17 protein-coding genes and 1 other annotated feature are annotated in these 18,672 nt (G+C 48.8%); all 17 genes read left to right on the top strand.

Annotation, left to right across the window (positions count from 1 at the left end):
• The 17 genes from SB24_RS02090 to pyrE all read left to right on the top strand — a co-directional run bounded on the left by SB24_RS02090 (position 1) and on the right by pyrE (position 18,642).
• Positions 1-279: a YggT family protein gene (locus SB24_RS02090; RefSeq protein ID WP_003154408.1), complete on the top strand. Its 279-nt coding sequence runs from the start codon at positions 1-3 to the stop codon at positions 277-279.
• A gap of 61 nt (positions 280-340) precedes the next feature.
• On the top strand, positions 341-1,111 hold the full coding sequence (locus SB24_RS02085) for a YlmH family RNA-binding protein (RefSeq protein WP_015388260.1): 771 nt from the start codon (positions 341-343) through the stop codon (positions 1,109-1,111).
• A 94-nt stretch (positions 1,112-1,205) separates the two neighbouring features.
• The gene (gene divIVA / locus SB24_RS02080; RefSeq protein WP_003154406.1) at positions 1,206-1,700 is read left to right on the top strand and encodes a septum site-determining protein DivIVA; all 495 of its coding nucleotides are present in this window, start codon (positions 1,206-1,208) and stop codon (positions 1,698-1,700) included.
• 62 nt (positions 1,701-1,762) lie between these two features.
• Positions 1,763-1,989: a binding site (T-box leader), on the top strand.
• Between the two features lie 52 nt (positions 1,990-2,041).
• Positions 2,042-4,807 carry an isoleucine--tRNA ligase gene (ileS, locus tag SB24_RS02075; RefSeq protein ID WP_039251552.1) on the top strand — a complete coding sequence of 922 codons (2,766 nt, stop codon included), beginning with the start codon at positions 2,042-2,044 and terminating at the stop codon, positions 4,805-4,807.
• Between the two features lie 150 nt (positions 4,808-4,957).
• Complete coding sequence (locus tag SB24_RS02070; protein ID WP_007409725.1) at positions 4,958-5,329, top strand: TraR/DksA family transcriptional regulator; 372 nt, start codon at positions 4,958-4,960, stop codon at positions 5,327-5,329.
• A gap of 101 nt (positions 5,330-5,430) precedes the next feature.
• Positions 5,431-5,892, top strand: a complete 462-nt coding sequence (gene lspA, locus SB24_RS02065) for a signal peptidase II (protein WP_003154398.1) — start codon at positions 5,431-5,433, stop codon at positions 5,890-5,892.
• 1 nt (position 5,893) lies between these two features.
• Complete coding sequence (locus tag SB24_RS02060; RefSeq protein WP_020955794.1) at positions 5,894-6,808, top strand: RluA family pseudouridine synthase; 915 nt, start codon at positions 5,894-5,896, stop codon at positions 6,806-6,808.
• A gap of 188 nt (positions 6,809-6,996) precedes the next feature.
• Positions 6,997-7,542 (top strand): bifunctional pyrimidine operon transcriptional regulator/uracil phosphoribosyltransferase, encoded by a 546-nt coding sequence (gene pyrR / locus SB24_RS02055; protein ID WP_003154392.1) that lies wholly within the window; start codon positions 6,997-6,999, stop codon positions 7,540-7,542.
• 153 nt (positions 7,543-7,695) lie between these two features.
• A complete protein-coding gene (gene pyrP / locus SB24_RS02050) occupies positions 7,696-9,006 on the top strand; it encodes a uracil permease PyrP (RefSeq protein ID WP_039254937.1) in 1,311 nt (436 codons plus the stop codon).
• A gap of 141 nt (positions 9,007-9,147) precedes the next feature.
• Positions 9,148-10,062, top strand: coding sequence for an aspartate carbamoyltransferase catalytic subunit (locus tag SB24_RS02045; protein ID WP_015417435.1), 915 nt, complete (start codon positions 9,148-9,150; stop codon positions 10,060-10,062).
• Positions 10,046-11,332: a dihydroorotase gene (locus SB24_RS02040; RefSeq protein WP_033574589.1), complete on the top strand. Its 1,287-nt coding sequence runs from the start codon at positions 10,046-10,048 to the stop codon at positions 11,330-11,332. Before SB24_RS02045 ends, SB24_RS02040 begins: the two co-directional genes overlap by 17 nt.
• A complete protein-coding gene (locus SB24_RS02035; RefSeq protein WP_007409730.1) occupies positions 11,329-12,423 on the top strand; it encodes a carbamoyl phosphate synthase small subunit in 1,095 nt (364 codons plus the stop codon). Before SB24_RS02040 ends, SB24_RS02035 begins: the two co-directional genes overlap by 4 nt.
• Positions 12,408-15,623 carry a carbamoyl-phosphate synthase (glutamine-hydrolyzing) large subunit gene (gene carB, locus SB24_RS02030; protein ID WP_039251550.1) on the top strand — a complete coding sequence of 1,072 codons (3,216 nt, stop codon included), beginning with the start codon at positions 12,408-12,410 and terminating at the stop codon, positions 15,621-15,623. Before SB24_RS02035 ends, carB begins: the two co-directional genes overlap by 16 nt.
• The gene (locus tag SB24_RS02025; protein WP_015417438.1) at positions 15,620-16,390 is read left to right on the top strand and encodes a dihydroorotate dehydrogenase electron transfer subunit; all 771 of its coding nucleotides are present in this window, start codon (positions 15,620-15,622) and stop codon (positions 16,388-16,390) included. Before carB ends, SB24_RS02025 begins: the two co-directional genes overlap by 4 nt.
• Complete coding sequence (locus SB24_RS02020) at positions 16,390-17,325, top strand: dihydroorotate dehydrogenase (RefSeq protein ID WP_003154377.1); 936 nt, start codon at positions 16,390-16,392, stop codon at positions 17,323-17,325. Before SB24_RS02025 ends, SB24_RS02020 begins: the two co-directional genes overlap by 1 nt.
• Complete coding sequence (pyrF, locus tag SB24_RS02015) at positions 17,294-18,013, top strand: orotidine-5'-phosphate decarboxylase (protein WP_015417439.1); 720 nt, start codon at positions 17,294-17,296, stop codon at positions 18,011-18,013. Before SB24_RS02020 ends, pyrF begins: the two co-directional genes overlap by 32 nt.
• The gene (pyrE, locus tag SB24_RS02010; RefSeq protein ID WP_015417440.1) at positions 18,010-18,642 is read left to right on the top strand and encodes an orotate phosphoribosyltransferase; all 633 of its coding nucleotides are present in this window, start codon (positions 18,010-18,012) and stop codon (positions 18,640-18,642) included. The genes pyrF and pyrE overlap by 4 nt, the downstream gene beginning before the upstream one ends.
• Positions 18,643-18,672 lie beyond the last annotated feature (30 nt).

The following is an 18,672-nucleotide window of genomic DNA, read 5'->3' as shown; positions in this document are numbered from 1 at the left end:
ATGATTCTTTATCAAATTTTTTCCGTTCTGAGTTATTTAATTTACATCTACTCGTTTGCCCTGATCATCTATATCTTTATGTCATGGGTGCCGAGTACGAGAGAAACGGCGGTCGGACGGTTTCTCGCAGCGATTTGCGAACCGTATTTAGAGCCGTTCAGAAGGATCATTCCGCCCATTGCCATGCTGGATATATCCCCGATTGTAGCGATTATCGTGCTTCGGTTTGCCACGACGGGACTTTGGGGCCTATACCGCATGATCGCAATGTATACTTGAATGCGACAGTTTGATACGGGCTTGGCACCAGCCAAGCCTCTTTACATAGAAAGGAAAGAACATGAGCGATATTTACCAGCACTTCAGACAAGACGAGCGGCCTTTTATTGATCAGGTGCTTGAATGGAAACAGATTGTCCTGGACCAGTATCGGATGAAGCTGACTGATTTCTTAGATCCCAGAGAACAGGTCATTGTAAAAGCCGTTATCGGCGACGCCTGCGGTCTTGCGTTTTTCGGAGGATATGACAGAGCTGAGCGCAAACGCGCGATTTTATACCCTGAATATATGGAACCTGAACAGGATGATTTTGAGCTTCGGGCTTTTGACGTTCAATACGCTGAAAAATTCGTCAGCATTGACCACCGCTCTCTTCTCGGATCATTAATGGGGATCGGCTTAAAGCGGCAGAAATACGGCGATCTGATTTTCTCAGAGGAAGCCGTGCAGCTGATCGTCTCCGGTGAAATCGCCGATTTTGTCAGCACTCAGCTGACCAAGGCGGGCAAAGCGCCGGTAAAGCTTGAGAAAATCGAGCTTTCCGCTCTTCACATTCCCGCTTCAGATGTCGAAATAAGGGATGACACGGTTTCTTCATTGCGTCTCGACGCCGTCTGCGCTTCAATGAGCAGGCAATCCCGTCAGAAAGCGCAGGCGCTTGTGAAAAACGGGCTCGTTAAGGTGAATTGGAAAGCCATTGAAGATCCGTCTTATCAGGTTGCTGAAGGGGACATGCTTTCGATTCGCGGCTTCGGACGATGCAGTTTGGCAAAAGTTGACGGAAAAACGAAAAAAGACAAATGGAAAGTTACATTTGAACGGCAAAAATGAGTCGTTTTTTCAGTTTTTTTCTCCATCTGTGCCGTATTTGTTTTATAATGTGAACTAGATAACCGTACTGAAATGTAAAAATGGAGGTGGCAATATGCCATTAACGCCGAATGATATCCATAACAAAACGTTTACAAAAGGTTTTCGCGGATATGATGAAGATGAAGTAAATGAATTTTTAATGCAGGTCAGAAAAGATTACGAAATCGCACTCCGTAAAAAAACGGAGCTTGAGGCGAAAGTGAACGAGCTGGACGAAAAAATCGGCCACTTTGCCAATATCGAAGAAACGCTGAATAAATCAATTCTCGTAGCCCAGGAAGCCGCAGAAGACGTAAAGCGCAACTCGCAGAAGGAAGCGAAGCTGATCGTCCGTGAAGCAGAAAAAAATGCCGATCGCATCATCAATGAGTCGCTTTCCAAATCAAGAAAAATCGCAATGGAAATTGAAGAGCTGAAAAAACAGTCTAAAGTCTTCAGAACACGTTTCCAAATGCTGATTGAAGCTCAGCTTGATCTTCTGAAAAATGACGATTGGGATCATCTCCTTGAGTATGAAGTCGACGCTGTATTTGAGGAAAAGGAATAAATTCTCTGATTATCTTGACATTTTCTTAGCTTGTCGAATATAATACGTTCATAAATTCAGATGAAAAAACGGTTGAAAGGGACAGTCATGTTTCCTTCAGGCCTTCATAGCGACCCGGAGATGGTGAGAGTCCGGGATGGCCGGAATCATGTAGATCAGCCCTTTAGTTTCCTTGCTGAACTCACAGTAGGTTAGGACGCTCATCACGTTACGATGCTCAAGAGGAAAAAGTGTATGCTTGCTTTTTCTAAAAGGGTGGTACCGCGAGATAAGCTTTCTCGTCCCTTATGGGATGAGAGGGCTTTTTTTTATTTTCTGAAAAATGTTGTGGAGGAATGAAAATGGATTACAAAGATACGCTGTTAATGCCAAAAACAGATTTTCCGATGCGCGGAAATCTGCCGAATCGTGAGCCGGACATGCAAAAAGACTGGGAGGAGCAGGACATTTACCGTCTTGTTCAAGAACGGACGAAAGACCGCCCGAAATTCGTATTGCATGACGGACCTCCTTATGCAAACGGAGACATCCACATGGGCCATGCCCTGAACAAAATCCTGAAAGACTTCATCGTCCGCTATAAGTCAATGAGCGGCTACAACGCACCGTACGTGCCGGGCTGGGATACGCACGGACTGCCGATTGAAACGGCGCTGACGAAAAACAAAAAGGTCAACCGCAAAGAAATGTCAGTAGCGGAATTCCGCAAACTATGTGAAGAGTACGCTTGGAAGCAAATCGAGGGACAGCGTGAGCAATTCAAACGTCTTGGTGTCCGCGGTGACTGGGAAAACCCATACGTGACATTAAAACCGGAATACGAAGCGCAGCAAATCCGCGTATTTGGTGAAATGGCAAAACGAGGCTACATTTACAAAGGCCTTAAACCGGTTAACTGGTCACCTTCAAGTGAGTCTGCTCTGGCTGAAGCCGAGATCGAATATCAAGACAAACGTTCAGCATCTATTTACGTCGCTTTTGGTGTAAAAGACGGAAAAGGCGTTCTTGAAAACGGCGAGCGCATCATCATTTGGACAACAACGCCTTGGACAATTCCGGCGAACCTCGGAATCTCAGTGCACCCTGATCTTGAGTACAGCGTGATTGCAGTAGGTGAAGACCGCTTTGTCGTAGCAAGTGCCTTAGTCGAAAGTGTTGCATCAGCATGCGGATTTGATCAGTATGAAGTGACAAGAACGGTCAAAGGAAAAGACCTTGAGAACATTATCGCTGAACACCCGCTATATGGCAGAGACTCTCTCGTTATGCTTGGTGAACACGTAACAACTGATGCCGGAACAGGCTGTGTTCATACAGCGCCAGGACATGGGGAAGATGACTTTATCATTGGCCAAAAATACGGTTTAGATGTGCTTTGCCCGGTCGATGAAAAAGGTGTAATGACAAGCGAAGCTCCTGGGTTTGAAGGCATGTTCTATGATGATGCAAACAAAGCGATCACACAGCAGCTCGATGAAAAAGGCGCACTTGTGAAGCTTGAATTCATTACTCACTCTTATCCGCATGATTGGAGAACAAAAAAACCAACCATTTTCAGAGCGACAGCGCAATGGTTTGCGTCTATTAAAGATTTCAGATCAGACCTGCTGGATGCCATTAAAGAAACCAAATGGGTTCCTGAATGGGGTGAGCAGCGTTTGCACAACATGGTTCGGGACCGCGGAGACTGGTGTATTTCCAGACAGCGTGCGTGGGGTGTGCCGATTCCGGTATTTTACGCTGAAAACGGAGAACCGATTATTATAGATGAAACCATTGAACATGTTTCTGAATTGTTCAGACAGCACGGATCAAACATTTGGTTTGAAAAAGAAGCAAAGGATCTTCTTCCGGAAGGCTTTACGCATCCTGGCAGCCCGAACGGCACATTTACAAAAGAACAGGATATCATGGATGTTTGGTTTGATTCAGGCTCTTCACATCAAGCAGTGCTTGAAGAACGTGATGACCTCGTTCGCCCGGCTGATTTATACCTAGAGGGATCTGACCAATATCGCGGCTGGTTTAACTCTTCTCTTTCTACAGCAGTAGCCGTAACAGGAAAAGCGCCGTATAAAGGTGTGCTCAGCCATGGGTTCGCACTGGATGGAGAAGGACGCAAGATGAGTAAATCAATCGGTAACGTTGTTGTTCCGGCTAAAGTCATGAAACAGCTTGGTGCCGACATCTTAAGATTATGGGTATCGTCAGTGGATTATCAGGCGGACGTTCGCGTGTCTGACGCCATTCTGAAGCAGGTCGCGGAAGTATACCGGAAAGTCCGCAACACGTTCCGCTTCCTTCACGGCAACCTGTTCGATTTCAATCCAAGCGTCAATGCCGTTGATGTAAAAGATCTCCGCGAAGTGGATCAATATATGCTGATCAAGCTGAATAAGCTGATCGATAAGGTGAAAAAAGCGTACGATGAATATGAATTTGCGGTTGTGTATCACAGCATTCACAATTTCTGTACGATCGAGCTCAGCTCTTTCTATCTTGATTTTGCAAAAGATGTTGTGTACATCGAGCATGCGGATCATCCGGACCGCCGCAGCATGCAGACCGTCTTCTATGAAACGCTGCTGGCGTTAGTGAAGCTGACGGCGCCGATTCTCCCGCATACGGCGGATGAAATGTGGTCTCACTTATCATTTGTTGAAGAAGCGAGCGTGCAGCTGACAGATATGCCGGAAACCATCGCTGTTCCGGACAGTCAAGCGACAGAAGAAAAGTTCGACCGCTTCATGGAGCTTCGAAACGACGTGCTGAAAGCTTTGGAAACAGCCCGTAACGAAAAAATTATCGGAAGATCATTGGAAGCGAGCCTGACTTTGTATCCGGACAAAGAAAACCGCGACCTCTTGTCATCCATTAAAGAAAATATCGCGCAGCTGTTTATCGTCTCAGAACTGACAGTAAAAGACGAAAGTGAAGCGCCTGAAAACGCGCAAAGCTTCACAACAGGAAAAATGACCGTAGAAAAAGCGGAAGGCCAGATGTGTGAACGTTCCCGCGTAATTTCTAAAGATGTCGGAGCCAATCCGAAATATCCGACATTATCACTGCGCAATGCGGAAATCGTTGAAAAATATTATCAAAAATAATGAATGAGAAAGCGCCCGGTGACAGCCGGGCGCTTTTTTTACATGCCACTAATGTCATCGATTAGAACGACAGGAAAAATCTTATGGGCTTCAAATGGCGCCCTGGGGGCAACAATAAAGCTATAACATCAAGAGCAGGAGTTGTGATGAATGAATGATCAACTGACCGCAATCCACACGGAGCTTCTCATGATGAAAGAAGAACTTCAATCAAGATTATTCGAATATTCTTGCTTTCAAATGTCAGCATCTGTTGAACCTTCAATGAACGACCAAGAAGCAACTCTGATCTATCATATAAAAGAAGAACTTCAGGACGTTCTTCTTGCCCTGTCTAAGTTTGAAAACAATACGTACGGTTATTGTGAAAAAACAGGCGACCCCATTCCGATTGAAAAACTTGCGGTGCTGCCGACGGCCAGAACCGCTGATGATTTCTATTATCCCGCTCAATTTGAAAAGAAAACCCTTCCATATTGGGAACCCGGAGATTATGCATATGATCAGGCGCTGTATGAGTGACAGCGTCTGTTTGCATGCGCTTATGATCTGCCTTTACTCTGGCACCTTTTACTGATAAAATTCATAAAGGATAAAAGTAACTGTATACTGGAGGAACGTGTGTGCTTTATTATCTTATCGCTCTTTTTATTATTATTGCCGACCAATTGACCAAATGGCTTGTCGTCAGCCATATGGAATTGGGACAAAGCATACCTGTCATCGACCAGGTGCTTTATATCACATCTCATCGCAACACGGGAGCGGCGTGGGGGATTTTAGCCGGCCAAATGTGGTTTTTCTACGTCATTACCATCGCCGTGATTATCGGAATCGTTTATTACATACAGCGTTATGCAAAAGGGCAGATGTTACTCGGAATTTCTCTCGGCTTAATGCTGGGCGGTGCGGCCGGAAACTTTATTGACCGGGCGGCGCGCCAGGAAGTGGTTGATTTTATTCATGTCATCATCGTGGATTATCACTATCCGATTTTTAATATCGCGGACTCCTCACTGTGCGTCGGTGTAATACTTTTATTTATTCATATGCTGTTTGACAGCGGGAAAAAGAAGGAGCAATAACATGAATCAATTTGAGATAACCGTTCAGCCTGAACAAAAGAGCGAACGGATTGATAAATTTTTGGCTTCAACGGGAGAAAACTGGTCACGCACTCAAGTGCAGCAATGGGTAAAAGAGGGATTGGTATCCGTTAACGGCAAATCCGTAAAAGCGAATTATAAAATGCAGCCCGGCGATCAGGTAAACGTCACCATTCCTGAACCGGAAGAATTGGACGTGCTTGCAGAACCGATGGATTTGGACATTTACTATGAAGACCAGGACGTCTTGGTTGTGAACAAACCGCGGGGCATGGTTGTACACCCGGCGCCCGGCCATGTGACAGGGACGCTTGTAAACGGACTGATGGCTCACTGCAACGACCTTTCCGGCATTAACGGCGTCATGCGCCCGGGAATCGTCCACCGGATTGATAAAGATACTTCCGGTCTGTTAATGGTCGCTAAAAACGATATGGCGCATGAATCACTCGTTAATCAGCTCGTCAATAAAACCGTGACCAGAAAGTACAAAGCGGTTGTCCACGGGGTGATTTCACATGATGACGGAACGATTGACGCTCCGATCGGAAGAGATAAAAAAGACCGTCAAAGCATGACCGTAACAAGAGAAAGCAGCAAAAACGCCGTCACGCATTTCCACGTGCTTGAGCGGTTTCAAGACTTCACGCTCGTAGAGTGCCGTCTTGAGACCGGAAGAACGCATCAGATCCGTGTTCATATGAAATATATCGGGTTTCCTCTGGCAGGCGATCCGAAGTACGGACCGAGAAAAACCATTGATTTCAATGGTCAGGCGCTTCATGCCGGAATATTAGGTTTTGATCATCCGCGGACGGGAGAATACATGGAGTTTGAAGCGCCCCTTCCTGAAGATATGAAAAAACTCATTGAAGATTTAAGAAATAGCCATTGACAGCGACTTTCTTTTCTGAAATAATAAAAACAAGCTGAATAGATTCTTTAACACAGTCCAGAGAGGCTGAGAAGGATAACGGATAGGACAGAAGAGATACGCATGTGTCTTCGTCCTGGAAAGGAACCCCTCTATGCTCTGGCAGGAGGGGTTTTTTCTTCTTATATACGAATGGAGAGGTGTCACGAGTGAATCAAAAAGCTGTTATTCTCGACGAACAGGCGATCAGGCGGGCGCTGACAAGGATAGCCCATGAAATGATCGAACGGAATAAAGGAATGAATGACTGCATTCTTGTAGGGATTAAAACAAGAGGCATTTATTTAGCGAAGCGGCTGGCCGAGCGGATCGAACAGATTGAAGGGAATCCGGTCACCGTCGGGGAAATCGATATCACCCTTTACCGTGACGACCTCACGAAAAAAACGAGCAATGAAGAGCCGCTTGTAAAAGGCGCGGACATTCCGGCCGATATTACAGACCAAAAGGTCATTGTGGTTGATGATGTGCTTTATACCGGCCGGACGGTGAGAGCGGCGATGGATGCCCTCGTTGATGTCGGACGGCCGTCATCGATACAGCTTGCCGTGCTTGTCGACAGAGGGCACCGGGAGCTGCCGATCAGAGCGGACTATATCGGGAAAAACATTCCGACCTCAAAAGCTGAAAAAGTGATGGTTCAGCTGAGCGAAGTTGATCAGACTGATATGGTCGCCATTTACGAAAATGAATAATCACCTTTTTAAATGCATTCCAGAGAGTTTGCAAAGAGGATTTTAAAACACAAAGCCGGGCGGATCGACGCGGCCGGGTTTTGTATGCCTCTTTGCGCAAAAAGCAAAGAGGTTTTTTTATACCATTTGAAAGTCAACCGGGAGGAAAACGCCATGAGTAAGAAAAAAGTAAACCTGGGAGTCAGGGACGTCCCCAATCCATTGTCTTGGCTGTCATTCAGCCTGCAGCATTTATTCGCCATGTTCGGTTCAACCATACTCGTGCCGAAACTGGTCGGAATGAGCCCGGCAGTGGCGCTTGTCACGAGCGGAATCGGGACACTCGCCTATCTCTTGGTGACAAAAGGCCAGATTCCCGCTTATCTCGGCTCATCATTCGCCTTTATATCACCGATTATCTTGGTGAAGGCGACGGGAGGGCCGGGGGCTGCCATGGTCGGTGCTTTCCTGGCGGGAATTGTGTACGGCCTGATCGCATTGCTCATCAGGCAGCTTGGAACGGGGTGGCTGATGAAGCTGCTGCCCCCGGTGGTCGTCGGGCCGGTCATCATCGCCATCGGCCTCGGACTGGCAAGCACAGCCGTCAATATGGCAATGTATGCCGATCCGAATGCGAAGGAACTCGTCTACAGCTTGAAACATTTCAGTGTAGCCGGCGTCACTTTGGCCATCACCATTATCTGCGCCATCTTTTTACGGGGATTTTTAAGCCTGATTCCGGTATTGATCGGCATTATAGGCGGCTATCTGTTTGCGCTGACACAGGGCATCGTCAATTTTCAGCCGGTCATTGATGCAAAATGGTTCGCCGTTCCTGAATTTATCATCCCTTTCAAAGACTATACGCCGTCAGTGACATTGGGCATTGCGGCTGCGATGGTGCCGGTCGCTTTCGTGACGATGTCAGAACATATCGGCCATCAAATGGTGCTGAGTAAAGTCGTCGGACAGGATTTCATTAAAAAGCCGGGACTGCACCGCTCCATAATGGGGGACAGTGTTGCGACGATCATTGCTTCGTTAATCGGCGGCCCGCCCACGACAACATATGGCGAAAACATCGGTGTACTGGCAATTACGAGAGTTTTCAGCGTCTTTGTCATCGGCGGCGCGGGAGTGATTGCGCTGTGCTTCGGATTTATCGGAAAAGTTTCGGCGCTGATCAGCTCTGTTCCGTCCGCGGTTATGGGAGGCGTTTCCTTCCTGCTCTTCGGAATTATCGCCTCCAGCGGCTTAAGAATGCTGATTGACAACAACATTGATTATGAAAACAAGAGAAATTTGATTATCACATCCGTCATCCTCGTGATCGGCGTCGGAGGGGCTTTTATTCAAGTATCAAAAGGCGGATTCCAAATATCCGGCATGGCGCTTGCGGCAATCGTCGGAGTCATCCTGAACCTTATCCTGCCGCATGCAAATGAAGAAGACGCGATTGCATCAGAAAAACAAAATCATATGTAAAACCTTTTAAAGAAAGTCCAGAGAGGCTTGGAAGGGTTATAACGGGAAGAAGCTGTACGCTGCTTCTCTCTTTAACCGCACCCCGAGTCTATAGACCGGGGTGTTTTTTTCGGCCTTCAAGCGGAAACGGAGGAGAAAAACATGAATCATTTAACGGCGATGTCTGAACTGAGCGCGGCTGAAATTACAGAACTGCTGCGTGAGGCAAAAGCGATAAAAGAGGGAACAGTCCGCCCCGAACTCGCGGGAAAATTTGTTGCGAATCTGTTTTTTGAACCGAGCACGAGAACGCGGTTCAGCTTTGAAGTGGCGGAAAAGAAACTCGGGATGAACGTGCTCAGCTTAGACGGCACGAGCACAAGCGTTCAAAAAGGCGAGTCCTTATACGATACGGTCAAAACACTGGAATCAATCGGAGCGGACGCCTGCGTCATCAGGCACAGCACGGATGAATATTACAAAGATCTGACCGGCAGAGTCAATATTCCGATCTTAAACGCCGGCGACGGCTGCGGCCAGCACCCGACTCAGTCATTACTCGATTTAATGACGATTCAAGAGGAATTTGAGACCTTTCAGGGCCTGACGGTTTCCATTCATGGCGATATCAAACACAGCAGGGTGGCAAGGTCAAATGCCGAGGTGCTGACAAGGCTCGGCGCACGCGTGCTGTTTTCAGGGCCGCCGCAATGGCAGGATGAGAAAAACGCCTTCGGCACCTGTGTACAGACGGATGAAGCCATACAAGCTTCAGATGTCGTCATGCTGCTCCGCATCCAAAATGAAAGGCATCAGACAGAAGCCGACCAAAAAGGCTACCTGGAAGCATACGGGCTGACCGCAAAGCGGGCGGAGAGCATGAAGCGGCATGCCATCATCATGCATCCCGCACCGGTGAACAGAGGAGTCGAAATTGACACAACATTAGTGGAATGCGGAAAATCAAGAATCTTTAAACAAATGGAAAATGGCGTGTATATCAGAATGGCAGTCTTAAAAAGAGCACTGCAAACCAATGTAAAAAGGGGAGAAGCGGCTTATGTCTTATCTCATTAAAAACGGCTGGATGTTAAATGAACAGGGAGAAAAAGTGGCACAGGATATCCGGGTAACGGGTGAATTCATTTCGGAAACCGGGCTTCTGACAGCGAAAGACGGAGAAACGGTGATCGACGCTGACGGACTGTTCGTTTCACCGGGACTCGTAGACCTTCATGTCCACTTCAGAGAACCGGGCGGCGAGAAAAAAGAAACCATTGAGACGGGCTCTAAAGCCGCGGCGCGGGGCGGCTTTACCACAGTCGCAGCCATGCCGAATACAAGACCGGTGCCGGATACGAAAGAGCAGATGGAATGGCTGCAAAACCGGATCAAAGAAACCTCATCTGTCAGGGTTCTTCCTTACGCATCCATTACGATCAGACAAACCGGCGAAGAAATGACAGATTTTGAGGCGCTTCATGAAGCGGGCGCATTCGCCTTCACCGATGACGGCGTCGGCGTTCAGACGGCTGGAATGATGTATGAAGCCATGAAACGGGCGGCTTCAATGAATAAAGCGATTGTCGCTCATTGTGAGGATAACTCACTTATTTACGGAGGGAGTGTGCATGAAGGTTCTTTTTCAAAAGCGAACGGCCTGAACGGCATACCTTCCATTTGTGAAGCGGTACATATCGCCCGTGACGTCCTGCTGGCGGAAGCGGCGGGCTGCCATTACCACGTGTGTCATATCAGCACGAAAGAATCCGTCAGAGCCGTAAGAGACGCAAAAAAAGCGGGAATCCGCGTGACGGCGGAAGTATCGCCGCACCACCTGCTGCTTTGTGACGAAGATATCCCGGGACTTGATACCAATTTTAAAATGAATCCGCCGCTTCGCAGCAAAGAGGACAGAGAGGCGCTGATTGAAGGGCTTTTAGACGGTACGATTGATTTCATCGCCACTGACCATGCGCCGCATACAGAAGAAGAGAAAAACACGGATATGAAGCTTGCGCCTTTCGGTATCGTCGGTTTAGAAACAGCCTTTCCGCTTCTGTACACACATTTTGTGAAAAACGGGGCGTGGACGCTGAAGCAGCTGGTTGATTTCATGACGTCAAAACCTTGCGAGGCATTTGATCTTCCGTACGGAACGCTTGCACCGGGGGCGCCGGCTGACATCACCCTGATTGATCTGGAAAAAGAAGCAGCCATTGACAAAGATACATTTTTATCTAAAGGAAAAAATACGCCATTCAACAAGATGAAGTGCTTCGGCTGGCCTGTTGCAACGATGGCTGCCGGTAAGCTTGCATACGAAGAAGGGAGACTCGTCAAATGAAAAGAAGACTAGTGCTGGAAAATGGAGCGGTATTTGAGGGTGAAGCATTCGGGAGCCTGGAGCATACCGCGGGTGAAGTCGTATTCAACACGGGAATGACCGGTTATCAGGAAATTTTATCAGACCCTTCTTACTGCGGGCAGATCGTGACGCTGACGTATCCTCTGATCGGCAACTACGGAATTAACAGAGATGACTTTGAATCCATCACTCCTTTTGTAAAAGGGCTGATCGTAAAAGAACTGTGCGAGCTGCCTTCCAACTGGCGTTCGGCTTACACGCTTGACGAGTATTTGAAAATGAAAAATATTCCCGGCTTACAAGGGATTGACACGAGAAAGCTCACAAGAATGATCCGCACGGCCGGCGCATTAAAGGGAACGTTTGCTTCAAGTGAGGAGAATGTCGGAGAGGTTCTTGCAAGGCTGAAAGAAACGGAACTGCCGAGAAATCAAGTCGCTCAAGTATCTGCGAAAACGGCATATCCGAGTCCGGGCCGCGGCAAACGCATCGTACTCGTCGATTTCGGTATGAAGCACGGCATTTTAAGAGAGTTAAACAAAAGAAAATGCGATGTCATCGTTGTGCCGTACAATGTAACGGCGGAAGAAGTGCTTCAGCTCAAGCCGGACGGCATCATGCTTTCTAACGGACCCGGAGATCCGAAAGATGTGCCGGAAGCCATTGAGATGATAAAAGGCATACTCGGGAAGGTGCCGTTATTCGGAATCTGCCTTGGCCACCAATTATTTGCGCTGGCATCCGGAGCGGAAACGGAAAAAATGAAATTCGGACACAGGGGTTCCAATCATCCGGTTAAAGAGCTTGCGACAGGGAAAGTCGCTTTAACCGCCCAAAACCACGGATATACAGTTTCTTCAATAGATGAGACAGAGCTTGAAGTGACGCACATTGCGATCAATGATCAAACGATCGAAGGACTCAAGCATAAAACATTGCCGGCATTTACGGTTCAGTACCACCCTGAAGCTTCACCGGGGCCGGAAGACGCCAATCATTTATTTGACAGATTCATTGACTTGATCGAAACAACTGAGAAAGAAGGGGAAGCGGTATGCCAAAACGCGTAGATATTAAAAAGATTTTAGTGATCGGATCAGGCCCGATTATTATCGGACAGGCGGCGGAATTTGATTATGCGGGCACACAGGCGTGTCTCGCTTTAAAGGAAGAAGGCTATGAAGTCATTCTCGTCAACTCGAATCCGGCAACGATTATGACGGATACTGAAATGGCTGATCGGGTATACATAGAGCCGCTGACGCCGGAGTTTCTCACGCGTATTATCAGAAAAGAACGGCCGGACGCCATCCTGCCGACTCTGGGAGGACAGACCGGACTGAATCTTGCCGTCGAGCTGTCTGAACTCGGGGTTCTTGAGGAATGCGGGGTGGAAGTGCTCGGCACAAAGCTGTCCGCCATCCAGCAGGCGGAAGACCGCGACTTATTCCGTACGCTGATGAATGAGCTGAATGAACCGGTGCCGGAAAGTGAGATCATCCGCACTTTACAGGAAGCCGAGGAATTTGTCGGCCGGATCGGGTTTCCGGTTATCGTGCGCCCCGCTTACACATTAGGCGGAACGGGCGGCGGCATCTGCTCGAATGAAACAGAACTGAAAGAGATCGTCGAAAACGGATTAAAACTCAGCCCCGTCCATCAGTGCCTTCTTGAAAAAAGCATTGCCGGTTACAAAGAGATCGAATATGAAGTCATGAGAGACAGCAGAGATCACGCGATCGTCGTCTGCAACATGGAAAATATCGATCCGGTCGGCATCCATACGGGCGACAGCATCGTCGTTGCCCCGAGCCAGACTTTGAGCGACCGGGAATACCAGCTTTTGCGCAATGTTTCATTAAAGCTGATCCGCGCGCTCGGCATTGAAGGCGGCTGTAATGTTCAGCTCGCGCTCGATCCCGACAGCTTCCAATATTACATTATCGAAGTGAATCCGCGGGTGAGCCGCTCATCTGCCCTTGCCTCAAAAGCGACGGGTTACCCGATCGCAAAGCTTGCGGCGAAAATCGCAGTCGGGCTTTCTCTTGATGAAATGATGAATCCCGTAACGGGAAAAACATATGCGGCTTTTGAGCCCGCGCTTGACTATGTCGTTTCTAAAATCCCGCGCTGGCCGTTCGACAAATTTGAGTCGGCAAACCGCAGGCTCGGGACGCAAATGAAAGCCACCGGAGAGGTCATGGCCATCGGACGCACCCTTGAAGAATCGCTGTTAAAGGCGGTCCGCTCACTGGAAGCCGATGTCTATCACCTGGAACTGAAGGATGCGGAAGAGATTTCTGACGGGCTTTTGGAAAAACGGATCAGAAAGGCCGGAGATGAACGGCTGTTTTATCTTGCTGAAGCGTTCAGAAGAGGCTACACAGTCGAGCAGCTTCATGAGTTTTCTGCAATTGACGTATTCTTTTTGCACAAGCTCTGTAAGCTGGTCGCTTTTGAAACAGAGCTGAAAGCGGAAAAAGGCAGCCTTACCGTCCTGCAGACAGCGAAGGAACTCGGTTTCTCCGACAAATATATCAGCCGGGAATGGAACATGCCGGAACAAGAGCTGTATCAAATGCGAAAAGAAGCAGCCATCAAGCCTGTATATAAAATGGTGGATACATGCGCGGCGGAATTTGAATCAGAAACCCCGTACTTTTACAGCACATATGAGGAAGAAAATGAGTCTGAGATTACTTCAAGAAAAAGCGTCGTCGTCCTCGGTTCCGGGCCGATCCGTATCGGACAGGGCGTCGAATTTGACTATGCGACCGTTCATTCTGTCTGGGCGATCAAGCAGGCAGGCTATGAAGCGATTATTATCAACAACAATCCTGAGACGGTGTCCACTGATTTCAGCATATCAGACAAACTGTATTTTGAACCGCTGACGGTAGAAGATGTCATGCACATCATCGATTTGGAGCAGCCGGAAGGCGTTGTCGTCCAATTCGGCGGCCAGACGGCGATCAATCTTGCGGAAGAATTGAGCGCCCGCGGCGTCAAAATCCTCGGCACATCACTTGAAGATTTAGACCGTGCGGAAGACCGGGATAAGTTTGAGCAGGCGCTTGAGGCGCTGAATGTGCCGCAGCCGCTCGGAAAAACCGCTGTGTCGGTGAACGAAGCGGTCAAAATTGCCGCATCCATCGGCTATCCGGTACTTGTCCGCCCTTCGTATGTGCTCGGCGGCCGGGCGATGGAAATCGTCTATCACGAAGAAGAGCTGCTTCACTATATGAAAAATGCGGTCAAAATCAACCCGCAGCATCCGGTGTTAATCGACCGTTATCTGACGGGGAAAGAAATCGAAGTCGATGCCGTATCTGACGGCGAAACAGTCGTTATTCCGGGAATTATGGAGCATATCGAGCGGGCCGGCGTCCATTCAGGGGATTCAATCGCCGTCTATCCGCCTCAGTCTTTAAGCGAAGACATTAAGAAAAAAATCGAACAATACACTGTAGCCTTGGCAAAAGGCCTTAACATCATCGGGTTGCTGAACATCCAGTTCGTACTGTCGCAAGGTGAAGTGTATGTGCTTGAGGTAAATCCGCGGTCAAGCAGAACCGTGCCGTTCTTAAGCAAAATCACAAAGATTCCGATGGCGAATCTGGCGACAAAGGTCATTCTCGGCCAAAAGCTTGCTGATTTCGGCTACCAAGAGGGGCTGCAGCCTGAACAGCAGGGGGTATTCGTGAAAGCGCCTGTCTTCTCATTCGCGAAGCTGAGAAGAGTGGATATTACGTTAGGCCCTGAAATGAAGTCGACGGGAGAGGTCATGGGCAAAGATTCAACCCTGGAAAAAGCGCTCTATAAAGCGTTGATTGCTTCTGGCATTCAAATCCCGAACTACGGCTCAGTGCTGTTGACTGTTGCCGATAAAGATAAAGAAGAAGGACTGCTGATCGCGAAGCGGTTCCACGCCATCGGCTATAAAATCTTGGCGACGGAAGGAACGGCGGCTTATTTAAAAGACGCTCAGATTCCGGCTCAAGTCGTCGGGAAAATCGGCGAAGAAGGGAAAAATCTGCTCGATGTGATCAGAAACGGCGAAGCGCAATTTGTCATCAATACGCTGACAAAGGGCAAACAGCCGGCCAGAGACGGCTTCAGAATCCGCCGCGAATCCGTTGAGAACGGAGTCGCCTGCCTGACATCTTTAGATACGGCCGAAGCCATTTTGCGGGTACTGGAAAGCATGACATTCCGGGCGGATCATATGCCTGCATCCGAAACCAATCAAAAGGCGGCAGTCACGATATGAAGAAAGTGCATTTGACTGTTCAATCCAACTTAGAAATTGCCGACCGGATTTATAAGATGGTGCTGAAAGGAGAGCTTGTCCGGCACCTTACCGAGCCGGGTCAATTTCTACATCTGAAGGTGAGTGACGCGGTCACGCCGCTATTAAGAAGACCGCTCAGCATTGCGGACGTCGATTTCGCCGCGGATGAAGTATCCGTTATCTACAGAGCTGACGGTGAGGGAACGCGTCTTTTGTCCGAGAAAAAAGAGGGCGGCAGGATAGACGTTCTCGGCCCTCTCGGCAACGGATTCCCCATCCGGCGGATTGAACCCGGCAAAACCGCGCTGTTAGTCGGAGGCGGAGTGGGGGTTCCGCCTTTGCAGGAACTGTCAAAGCGCCTGACGGAAAAAGGCGTAAACGTCATTCATGTGCTTGGATTTCAATCAGCAAAGGATGTTTTTTACGAACAGGAATGTCGTGCGTACGGAGACACCTATGTGGCGACGGCTGACGGAACATATGGAGAGAAAGGGTTTGTCACCGATGTCATCCGTGAAAAGCAGCTCGAATTCGATGTCCTGCTAAGCTGCGGACCGACACCGATGCTGAAAGCTCTGAAGCAGCAGTACGGCCATAAAGAGGTTTATCTTTCGATGGAAGAGCGGATGGGCTGCGGCATCGGAGCCTGCTTCGCCTGCGTGTGCCGCACGGGTGAAAGCGATACATCCTATGTAAAGGTCTGCCTTGACGGGCCGGTATTTAAAGCTGAGGAGGTGGCGCTGTAATGTTAGAGGTGAATCTGCCGGGTCTCCAATTGAAAAATCCGATCATCCCCGCTTCCGGATGTTTCGGTTTCGGGAAAGAATATGCCGGATTTTACGATTTATCATGCCTCGGAGGCATTATGATTAAAGCAACGACGAACGAAGCCCGCTTCGGAAATCCGACGCCGAGAGTGGCGGAGACAAGCGCGGGCATGCTGAATGCCATCGGTCTGCAAAATCCCGGCCTTGAGCATGTGCTCAATCATGAGCTGCCTTGGCTCGAACAATTTGACACGCCGATTATCGCAAATGTCGCCGGTTCTCAGGTGGACGACTATAAAGAAGTGGCCGAGCACATCAGCCAAGCGCCGAATGTGCATGCGCTTGAGCTTAACATTTCATGTCCGAATGTCAAAACGGGGGGGATTGCTTTTGGTACTGATCCCGTCATGGCGGCCGAACTGACAAAAGCGGTGAAAGAAGTTTCCGCAGTGCCTGTGTATGTGAAGCTTTCGCCTAATGTCGCAAACATAACCGAAATTGCTAAAGCGATTGAAGCGGCCGGTGCTGACGGTCTGACGATGATTAATACACTCATCGGGATGAGGCTCGATCTTAAGACGGGACGGCCGATCTTAGCAAATAAAACGGGCGGACTGTCAGGCCCGGCGATCAAACCGGTCGCCATCCGGATGGTATACGAAGTCAGCCAGGCCGTTCAAATCCCGATTATCGGGATGGGCGGCGTTCAGACCGCAGAGGATGCATTAGAATTTCTTCTTGCGGGAGCGAGTGCGGTTGCCGTCGGCACGGCAAACTTCGTCAATCCGTTCGTCTGCCCGGAAATCATAGAACAGCTCCCCCGTGTGCTGCGCCAGCACGGCTTTCAATCTGTAAGTGAATGCATCGGAAGGAGCTGGAAACATGAAAAACAACCTGCCCATCATCGCGCTTGATTTTGCATCAGGGGAAGAGACTTTAACGTTTTTAGACTTGTTTGAAAAGGAAAGGCTTTTTGTCAAAACGGGGATGGAACTTTTTTATCAGGAAGGCCCCGCCATCATTCACCAATTAAAAGAACGAAATTGTGATATATTTTTAGATTTAAAGCTTCATGATATCCCGACTACGGTCAATAAAGCGATGAAGCGGCTGGCCGGCCTCGGCGTTGATCTTGTCAATGTGCATGCAGCAGGGGGCGCACGCATGATGCGCGCGGCCCTTGAGGGGCTTGAAGAAGGCACGCCGGCAGGCAGAAAACGCCCGTCTTTAATCGCGGTGACTCAGCTGACCAGCACTTCAGAGCAGGTGGCGAAGGAAGAGCTTCTGCTGCATAAGCCGCTGTTAGAAACGGTTGTGCATTACGGCAAAATGGCGGAAGAGTGCGGGCTGGACGGAGTGGTATGTTCGGTACATGAAACAAAAGCCATTTATGAAGCGGTCCGGCCTTCATTTCTGACAGTCACACCGGGCATCCGCACGGCCAGTGACACAGCTGACGATCAAGTCCGGACGGCGACTCCGTCATTTGCGAAAGAAAACGGTTCGTCAGCCATCGTTGTGGGCCGCTCAATTACAAAAGCGGAAAACCCCGTTGAAGCATATGAAGCAATTAAACTGGAATGGGAGGGCGTTCGCCGATGAAACAGGCTATCGCAAAACATCTATTACACATTGAAGCTGTCTTTTTACGCCCGAATGAGCCGTTTACGTGGGCGAGCGGCATTTTATCACCGATCTATTGTGACAACCGTCTGACATTGTCGTATCCAAAAGTGAGAAATGATGTGGCGGACGGGCTTGGCAAACTGCTGAAAGAGCATTTTCCCGAGGCGGAGATGATCGCGGGCACTGCAACGGCGGGCATTCCGCATGCTGCGCTTCTCGCAGACCGTACAGGCGCGCCGATGTGCTACGTCAGAAGCAAACCGAAAGCGCACGGCAAAGGAAATCAAATAGAAGGCGCCATTAAGAAAGGACAAAAAACAGTCGTGATTGAAGACTTGATTTCTACCGGAGGCAGCGTGCTTGAAGCTGCGGCGGCCCTTCAAAGAGAGGGCGCGGAAGTCCTCGGCGTCATTTCCATTTTTACATACGGACTGCCGAAAGCAAAAGAAGCCTTTAAAAAAGCGGGTCTTCCTTATTACTCGTTAACGGATTATGACACGCTGATTGAAGTCGCGCTTGAAAACGGAACGATTCATTCAGATGACGTTGAGAAACTGAAATCATGGAAACAGAATCCCGAGTCAAAAGATTGGTTTAAAAAATAATGACAATAAAAACAGGCCTCAGGGCCTGTT

The organism is Bacillus sp. Pc3 (assembly GCF_000815145.1).
GTDB classification, from domain to species: Bacteria; Bacillota; Bacilli; order Bacillales; family Bacillaceae; genus Bacillus; species Bacillus velezensis.
This window is presented reverse-complemented; position numbering and strand designations above follow the sequence as displayed.

Bases quoted from the DNA above. Each gene is read 5' to 3' on its own strand.
- SB24_RS02090 (WP_003154408.1), top strand. From the start codon at position 1: ATGATTCTTTATCAAATTTTTTCCGTTCTGAGTTATTTAATTTACATC.
- SB24_RS02085 (WP_015388260.1), top strand. From the start codon at position 341: ATGAGCGATATTTACCAGCACTTCAGACAAGACGAGCGGCCTTTTATT.
- divIVA (WP_003154406.1), top strand. From the start codon at position 1,206: ATGCCATTAACGCCGAATGATATCCATAACAAAACGTTTACAAAAGGT.
- ileS (WP_039251552.1), top strand. From the start codon at position 2,042: ATGGATTACAAAGATACGCTGTTAATGCCAAAAACAGATTTTCCGATG.
- SB24_RS02070 (WP_007409725.1), top strand. From the start codon at position 4,958: ATGAATGATCAACTGACCGCAATCCACACGGAGCTTCTCATGATGAAA.
- SB24_RS02060 (WP_020955794.1), top strand. From the start codon at position 5,894: ATGAATCAATTTGAGATAACCGTTCAGCCTGAACAAAAGAGCGAACGG.
- pyrP (WP_039254937.1), top strand. From the start codon at position 7,696: ATGAGTAAGAAAAAAGTAAACCTGGGAGTCAGGGACGTCCCCAATCCA.
- SB24_RS02045 (WP_015417435.1), top strand. From the start codon at position 9,148: ATGAATCATTTAACGGCGATGTCTGAACTGAGCGCGGCTGAAATTACA.
- SB24_RS02040 (WP_033574589.1), top strand. From the start codon at position 10,046: ATGTCTTATCTCATTAAAAACGGCTGGATGTTAAATGAACAGGGAGAA.
- SB24_RS02035 (WP_007409730.1), top strand. From the start codon at position 11,329: ATGAAAAGAAGACTAGTGCTGGAAAATGGAGCGGTATTTGAGGGTGAA.
- carB (WP_039251550.1), top strand. From the start codon at position 12,408: ATGCCAAAACGCGTAGATATTAAAAAGATTTTAGTGATCGGATCAGGC.
- SB24_RS02025 (WP_015417438.1), top strand. From the start codon at position 15,620: ATGAAGAAAGTGCATTTGACTGTTCAATCCAACTTAGAAATTGCCGAC.
- SB24_RS02020 (WP_003154377.1), top strand. From the start codon at position 16,390: ATGTTAGAGGTGAATCTGCCGGGTCTCCAATTGAAAAATCCGATCATC.
- pyrF (WP_015417439.1), top strand. From the start codon at position 17,294: ATGAAAAACAACCTGCCCATCATCGCGCTTGATTTTGCATCAGGGGAA.
- pyrE (WP_015417440.1), top strand. From the start codon at position 18,010: ATGAAACAGGCTATCGCAAAACATCTATTACACATTGAAGCTGTCTTT.